The organism is Frankia sp. CcWB2 (genome assembly GCF_977927585.1).
In genome coordinates this window covers 20,137-27,307 of the sequence record NZ_CDWRCM010000008.1, presented here as the reverse complement: position 1 = coordinate 27,307, position 7,171 = coordinate 20,137, and the positions used below count along the sequence as shown (strand labels likewise).

The 7,171-nt window shown below is 73.0% G+C and carries 6 protein-coding genes; 5 read left to right on the top strand and 1 reads right to left on the bottom strand.

Features of this window, described 5'->3' with window-relative positions; genetic code table 11:
* Window positions 1–273: 273 nt before the first annotated feature.
* Window positions 274–1,086, bottom strand: a complete 813-nt coding sequence (locus ACY45C_RS02110) for a DUF4097 family beta strand repeat-containing protein (RefSeq protein WP_462185983.1) — start codon at window positions 1,084–1,086, stop codon at window positions 274–276.
* A gap of 48 nt (window positions 1,087–1,134) precedes the next feature.
* Between ACY45C_RS02110 and ACY45C_RS02105 the strand changes: the two genes are divergently transcribed.
* The 5 genes from ACY45C_RS02105 (at window position 1,135) to ACY45C_RS02085 (ending at window position 7,085) form a co-directional block, all read left to right on the top strand.
* Window positions 1,135–2,253 carry a polyprenyl synthetase family protein gene (locus ACY45C_RS02105; RefSeq protein ID WP_462185982.1) on the top strand — a complete coding sequence of 373 codons (1,119 nt, stop codon included), beginning with the start codon at window positions 1,135–1,137 and terminating at the stop codon, window positions 2,251–2,253.
* A 67-nt stretch (window positions 2,254–2,320) separates the two neighbouring features.
* Window positions 2,321–3,832: a phytoene desaturase family protein gene (gene crtI / locus ACY45C_RS02100; protein WP_462185981.1), complete on the top strand. Its 1,512-nt coding sequence runs from the start codon at window positions 2,321–2,323 to the stop codon at window positions 3,830–3,832.
* Window positions 3,833–3,985: 153 nt separating this feature from the next.
* Complete coding sequence (locus tag ACY45C_RS02095; RefSeq protein ID WP_462185980.1) at window positions 3,986–5,095, top strand: AAA family ATPase; 1,110 nt, start codon at window positions 3,986–3,988, stop codon at window positions 5,093–5,095.
* A complete protein-coding gene (locus ACY45C_RS02090) occupies window positions 5,092–6,126 on the top strand; it encodes a DUF58 domain-containing protein (RefSeq protein WP_462185979.1) in 1,035 nt (344 codons plus the stop codon). The genes ACY45C_RS02095 and ACY45C_RS02090 overlap by 4 nt, the downstream gene beginning before the upstream one ends.
* Window positions 6,126–7,085 (top strand): VWA domain-containing protein, encoded by a 960-nt coding sequence (locus ACY45C_RS02085; RefSeq protein WP_462185978.1) that lies wholly within the window; start codon window positions 6,126–6,128, stop codon window positions 7,083–7,085. Before ACY45C_RS02090 ends, ACY45C_RS02085 begins: the two co-directional genes overlap by 1 nt.
* Window positions 7,086–7,171: the final 86 nt, after the last annotated feature.

Below are 7,171 nucleotides of genomic sequence, written 5' to 3'. Positions count from 1 at the left end.
CGCAGGGCCGTCCACAACTGCCGCTCGCCGTCCGGCGTCTTCGGCGGGAAGAACTCGAAGGAGAAGGAGGCACGACCGGTGGCGAGGTACTCGCCCATCGTCGTGGGTTGCGTGCTCAGACTCCGGACCGCCGCCATGGCACGAGGGTAGACCGGGCGTGGCCACGATCGAGGACGGACCCCCGGTCGGAAACACAACCGATCAGGCCCCGACAGCGGGCAGCAACATTTTCCCGGCGTGATCCCACGAATCCCCAGCGTGATCCCACGAGGGTCATGATCCGTCGAGTCCACCAACATGGGTGGGCAACCCGGCTGGAACGGGCTCGTTGGGCGGGACCAGCTGGGACAGCCCACATAGACGGCAGACAGACAAAAGACGTCCGATGGACAAGGGACGTCCGATGGACAAGGGTCCCAGCGGCGCGGCGAGACCGACCCGCACCCGCCCGGACACGCTGCGCGCCACCACTTGGCGTGCCGCGTGCGCCGACGGGGTCAGCTCCACGTCGGCCGCCCCGGGATCAGCGGTCTCCACCTCCACCCCGTACTCGCCCTCGGGCAGCATGACGGTGACCATGCCCGTCTCACTCTGCGCCCGCACGCCGTCCGGCGGCTCGCTGAAGTGCAGGCTGACGTCGCCGTCCCGGCTGCGCGCGGCGACCGGACCGCGCGCGAGCTCCCGCCCGGCGATGGTGCCATCGCGGGTGACCAGGGACAGTTCACCGCCGACCCCCCACAGCGTGATTTCGCCGGCGAGCACCTCAGCCCGCACCCGGACCCGTGGCGGCACGGTCAGCCTGGCCCGCACATCGCTGGCCCGGCCGTCGATCCGCAGCGTGGTCCCGGCCCTCGTGATCGCGGGCACGGACCGGCCGGGACGGCGCCGCACGGTCAGCGCGACGTGCACGTCCTCGCGGTCCCGCCCGGAGATCTCGACGCGGCCGGCGGCCACCAGGACCTCCACGGCGTCGATACCGTCGACAGTGTGAGTCAGCTCCGCGGGTGGCAGCCGCAACAGGGTCAATCCGCCCAGTGCGGCGGCAACCAGCAGAACGGCGACCACGACGACGGCGGTGTCGAACACGGGCACACCGCACGGTACCCCGGGCGCCCGCCGATCCCCGGCCACACGATGGTCCCGGACCACACGACGGTGCCAGACCACACGACGGTGGATGTGCGCCGGCGGGTCTCCGCCGTGTTGCGGCGCTTCACCGGTTCGCGCGGAGCGATCCTGTGCGGAATCGACGACGATCTGATCCCGTTCGTCCGCATCGCCACCGAATTCCTGCTGGCGGAGGGCAAGCGGTTGCGTTCCGCCTTCTGCTACTGGGGGTGGCGAGGGGCGGACGGCCCGGACTGCGACAAGATCGTGACCGCCGCCGCCGCCCTCGAGCTGCTGCACGCCTGCGCGCTGGTCCACGACGACGTCATGGACGCCTCCGACACGCGGCGCGGCCGGCCGGCCGCGCACCGGCGCTTCTCCCGGGTCCACCGGACCGCCGGCTGGCGGGGTGATCCCGCCGACTTCGGCCGCTCGGCCGCGATCCTGCTCGGCGATCTGTTCCTGGCCTGGGCCGACGAACTGCTCGCGGCCAGCGGGATGCCACCCGAGGCGCTGGCCCGGGCCTGGCCCACCTACGGGCGGATGCGCAGCGAGCTGATGGCGGGGCAGTACCTCGACCTCGTCGGCCAGGCCGAGGCCGGTCCGCACGGCGGCCTCGGTCCCGGGCGGGCGGTCCGCATCGCCCGGTACAAGACCGCCGGTTACACGGTGGTCCGTCCCCTGCAGCTCGGCGGTCTGCTCGCAGGCGCGCCGCCGGACCTGTTGGCGGCCTACGCGGCGTTCGGCCTGCCGCTCGGCGAGGCGTTCCAACTCCGCGACGACCTCCTGGGCGTGTTCGGCGATCCGGCGGTGACGGGAAAACCCACCGGGGAGGATCTGCGTGACGGGCGGCCCACCGGCCTGCTGGCGCTCGCGCTGACCCGCGCGCAGCCGGCCGCGGCGGCCCGGCTGCGCGCTCTGGTCTCCCCGCCGGTCCGGCGCGCCGAGAACCCCGCGGCTCGCGCCGCCCGGGTCACCGAGGCCCGCGACATCATCGCCGCGAGCGGAGCGGTGGCCGCCGCTGAGGAACGGATCGCCGCCCGGACCGCCACAGCGGTCGAGGCGGCGCGGCGGGCGGATCTGGACGTCACGACCCTCGCCGCCCTGACGGAACTCGCCATGGCGGCGACTTCGCGCTCACATTGAGCAACTGACCACCTCGGTTAACCGCACCATCGACCAGGAAGACCATCGACCAGGAAGCAGGTGGCAGGTGCGCACGGTGACCGGAGCGACGGATCACGTCGTCATCGTCGGAGCCGGTCTCGCCGGTCTGTCGGTCGCGCTGCGCCTGGTCGGCGCCGGCCGGCAGGTGACGGTGCTCGAGCGGGAGGCGACCCCCGGCGGTCGGGCCGGCCTGCTCGCACTGGGCGACTATCGTTTCGACACCGGACCGACCGTCCTGACCATGCCCGAGCTGATTGCCGACGCCCTGGACTGTGTCGGGGAGGATCTCGACCGCTGGCTGTCGCTGACCCGGCTCGACCCGATGTACCGGGGGTTCTTCGCCGACGGTTCGTCGCTGGACATCCGCGCCGACCCCGCCGACACCGCACAGGAGATCCGGGCGTTGTGCGGCCCGGCGGAGGCGGCCGGCTTCGAGCGGTTCGTCGGCGTCGTCACCGCGATGTTCCGCACCCAGCTGCGCCACTTCATCGACGCGCAGGTCGACTCCCCGCTGTCGTTGCTGCGCCCGCAGCTCGCCCGGCTGGCCGCCCTCGGCGGCTTCCGCCGGCTCGACACCGTCGTCGGCCGCCATCTGCGGGACCCGCGGACCCGACAGATGTTCTCCTTCCAGGCGATGTACGCCGGGCTCGCCCCGCACGACGCGCTGGCCCTCTACGCCGTCATCTCCTACATGGACTGCGTCGCCGGGGTCTACCACCCGACCGGCGGCATGCACGCCGTTGCCGAGGCGCTGGCCGGCGCCGCGGCCAAGCACGGTGCCACCCTGCGCTACGAGACCACGGTGACGCGGGTGGAGGTGCGGGGCGGCCGGGCGGTCGCGGTGCACACCGCGGCGGGGGAGCGCATCGGCGCCGACGTGGTGGTGCTCAACCCCGACCTGCCGATCGCCTACACCGAACTGCTGCCTCCCTCGACGGCGCCGGCCCGTCTGCGCCGCCTGCGGTACTCGCCCTCGTGCTTCCTCCTGCTGGCCGGGGGGCGCGTAGAGTACCCGCACACCGCGCATCACACCATCCACTTCGGCCGGGCCTGGCGGTCGACCTTCCGCGAGATCATCGATCGCGGCGAGCTGATGAGCGACCCGTCCTTCCTCGTCACCACCCCCTCACGCACCGAACCCGCGATGGCCTCGGCCGGCGGCCACACGTACTACGTGCTCTTCCCCACACCCAACCTCACCGCCCCGCTCGACTGGTCGGTGCTGCGCTCGCGCTACCGCGACGAGGTGGTCGCCACCTGCGAACGCCACGGCTACCGAGGCTTCGGCGACGCCATCGAGGTGGAGCAGGTCACCACGCCCGCCGACTGGCGGGCCCGCGGGATGGCGGCGGGCGCCCCGTTCGCGGCGGCCCACACCTTTCGCCAGACCGGCCCGTTCCGCCCCTCGAACCTGGCCCCGGGCCTCGCGAACGTCGTGTTCGCCGGCAGCGGCACCCGGCCCGGCGTCGGGGTCCCGATGGTCCTCATCTCCGGCCGGCTGGCCGCGGAGCGGATCCTCGGCGCTGACCGGGGCTACCGTTCCCGCGCCCTGCGCTGACCCGGGACGCACCCCGGCAGCCTGGCACCCCGGTGCCCCGGACATTTCCCAGCGCCGAGAAGTTGCTGAAGAGCGGCTTAGAAGAGGCATCCGGCCAGGCCGTGCCGAGTCCTTTGGCACCCTGTTCCACGATGCGGCTGGGACAATGCTGCCATGGACGAAGGGCACAGCCCGGCCGGCCTCGCCGTACCGGACACCACGTCGGACGCGGCGCTGCTCGAACGCGCCCTGTTCGAGATCAAAAAAGTGATCGTCGGACAGGACCGGATGGTCGAACGCATGCTCGTCGCCCTGCTCGCCCGGGGCCACTGTCTGCTGGAGGGCGTGCCCGGAGTCGCGAAGACGCTGGCCGTGCAGACCCTCGCGACCGTCGTCGGCGGTTCGTTCGTCCGCATCCAGTTCACCAACGACCTCGTGCCCTCCGACATCGTCGGTGCCCGCATCTACCGGGCGAGCCAGGAGACGTTCGACGTCGAGCTCGGCCCGGTCTTCGCGAACTTCGTGCTCGCCGACGAGATCAACCGGGCACCCGCGAAGGTGCAGTCGGCGCTGCTGGAGGTGATGTCGGAGAAGCAGGTCTCGCTCGGCGGGGTCACCCACCGGCTTCCCGAGCCGTTCCTGGTACTGGCCACCCAGAACCCGATCGAATCCGAGGGCGTCTACCCGCTACCGGAGGCGCAGCGGGACCGGTTCCTGATGAAGGTCAACGTCCCCTACCCGAACCCGGCGGAGGAGCTCGAGATCGTCCGGCGGATGGGCACCTCGCCACCGGTCCCCGAGCGGGTCCTGACCCCGGAGGCGCTGACCCGGCTGCAGACCCGGACCGACGAGGTGTTCGTCCATCACGCCATCATCGAGTTCGCCGTCCGGCTGGTGCTCGCCACCCGGTCCCCCGGCGAGGCGGGCCTACCCGAGCTCGAGGGCCACCTGGCCTACGGAGCCTCGCCGCGCGCCTCGCTCGGACTGGTCGCGGCGGCCCGCGCGCTCGGCCTGCTGCGCGGGCGCGACTACGTCGTACCCGACGACGTCGCCGCGGTCGCCCTGGACGTCCTGCCCCACCGCCTGGTGCTCTCGTACGAGGCGCTGGCCGAGGGGCTGACCGCGGACGCGATCGCCGCCCGGATCCTGGGCGTGGTTCCGCAGCCTCAGGTGGCGCCCCGCCAGCAGGGCCCCTCCTACCCCACCGGTCCGCAGGCCGGCGGGTGGGGGACGAACCCGCGTTCGGGCTTCCCGGAATACCTCGACCAAGGTGCGCCCGGATGACGGACCCCGCGGGCCGGCTCCGGGCCGGCTCCATGTCGGCGACCGATCCGGCGGTGGAGCGGACCCTGCGCCGGCTCGAACTGACCGTGCTCCGCCGTCTCGACGGCATGCTCCTCGGCGATCATCTCGGGCTGCTGCCCGGTCAGGGCAGCGAGAAGGCCGAGAGCCGCGAGTACGCCGTCGGTGACGATGTGCGCCGGATGGACTGGGCCGTCACGGCCCGGACCACCGTCCCCCACGTCCACGATCTCATCGCCGACCGGGAGCTCGAGACCTGGGCGCTGGTGGACCTCACCGCCAGCACCGAGTTCGGCACCGGTACCTGGCAGAAGCGTGATCTGGCGATTGCCGCCACGGCCGCGGTCGGCTTCCTGACCGCCCGCACCGGCAACCGGATGGGCGCGATCGCGCTGACCCAGGCCGGTCCACGGGCGATCCCAGCCCGTCCCGGCCGGGACGGGCTGCGGGCGCTGCTGCACACGCTCATCACCGCGCCTCGCGGCGCGCACGACCGGCCCCGCCGCCGGCCCGACCCGGCGGCGGCCACCAACCTCGCCGCGGCGGTGGAGGACCTGCTGCACCCGCCGCGGCGCCGCGGGCTCGCAGTCGTCGTCTCCGACTTCCTGTCCACCGACCTGCGCTGGGAACGGCCGCTGCGGGTGCTCGCGGCGCGGCATCAGGTGCTCGCCATCGAGATCGTCGACCCGCTCGAGCTGACCCTGCCGCCGGTCGGGCTGCTGCCCGTCGTGGACGCCGAGACGGGGGCGTTCGTCGAGGTCCCGACGTCGTCGCGGCGGTTGCGGGAACGTTACGCCGCGGCCGCCGTCGCCCACCGCAGCGCGGTCTCGCTGGCGTTGCGCCGGGTCGGCGCCGACCATCTGGTCCTGCGCACCGACTCGGACTGGCTGGTCGACATCGTCCGGTTCGCCTCGGCGAACCGGCGCGGCCGGGGCGCCGGCCGCCGCCCGCCCGTGGGTCGGGCCAACCAGAGTGGCACGGCGGCGCCCGCCACCAGTCGGGCAGGCACCTGATGAGCTTCCTGGCCGGGCACTGGCTGTGGCTGTACCTGGGGGTCGGCGCATTGCTGATCGCCTATGTCCTGGTCTCGGCGCGGCGGCGGGTGTATGCCGCCCGGCTGTCGTCGGCGTCGCTGCTGTCCTCGGTGCTTCCCCGCCGACCGCAGTGGTGGCGCCGTCACGTCCCGGCGGCGCTGCTGCTGCTCACCCTCGCCGGGTTGGTGTTCTCCCTGTCGCGACCGGCGCGGGCCGAGCGGGTTCCCCGGGAACGCGCGACGATCATCCTGGCGATCGACGTCTCCAACTCGATGGCGGCGACGGACATCGCCCCGACCCGGCTGGCGGCCGCCAAGCAGGGCGCCTCGGCATTCGTCGACCAGCTCCCTCCCCGTATCAACCTCGGGCTGGTCTCGTTCGCCGGCAGCGCGACGGTCCTGGTGCCCGCGTCCGCCGATCGCGAGTCGGTCCGCGCCGGCATCAGCGGCCTGCAGCTCGGTCCCGCGACCGCCGTCGGCGAAGGGATCTTCGCCTCGCTCCAGGCGATCACCACCGCCGGCAAACGGTTCTCCGACGCGGGGCAGAGCGCGCCTCCGGCCGCCATCGTGCTGCTCTCCGACGGGGAGACCACCCGTGGGCGGCCGAACAACCAGGCGATCGAGACGGCACGGCAAGCCCGTATCCCGGTGGACACCATCGCCTACGGCACCGCCGACGGAACGCTCGACGTCGGCGGTCAGGAGGTGCCGGTGCCGGTCAACGAGCAGGCGCTCCGTGACATCGCGGAGCAGACCGGCGGCTCGTACCATCGGGCCACCTCCGGCGACGAACTGCGTTCGGTCTACCGGGGGCTCGGTAGCTCGATCGGGTACCGGACCGAATACCGGGAGGTCACCACCTGGTTCCTCGGGCTGTCCCTGGGGCTGGGATTCGCCGCGGCGGCGACGTCCCTGGCGTTCGCGTCCCGGCTTCCGTGAAGGGATCGACGCCGACGAGGGGGGTCGACCGGACGTCCCGGGGCAGGTCGGCCCCGATCGGACGGGAGCCGTCGATATTCGCCTCG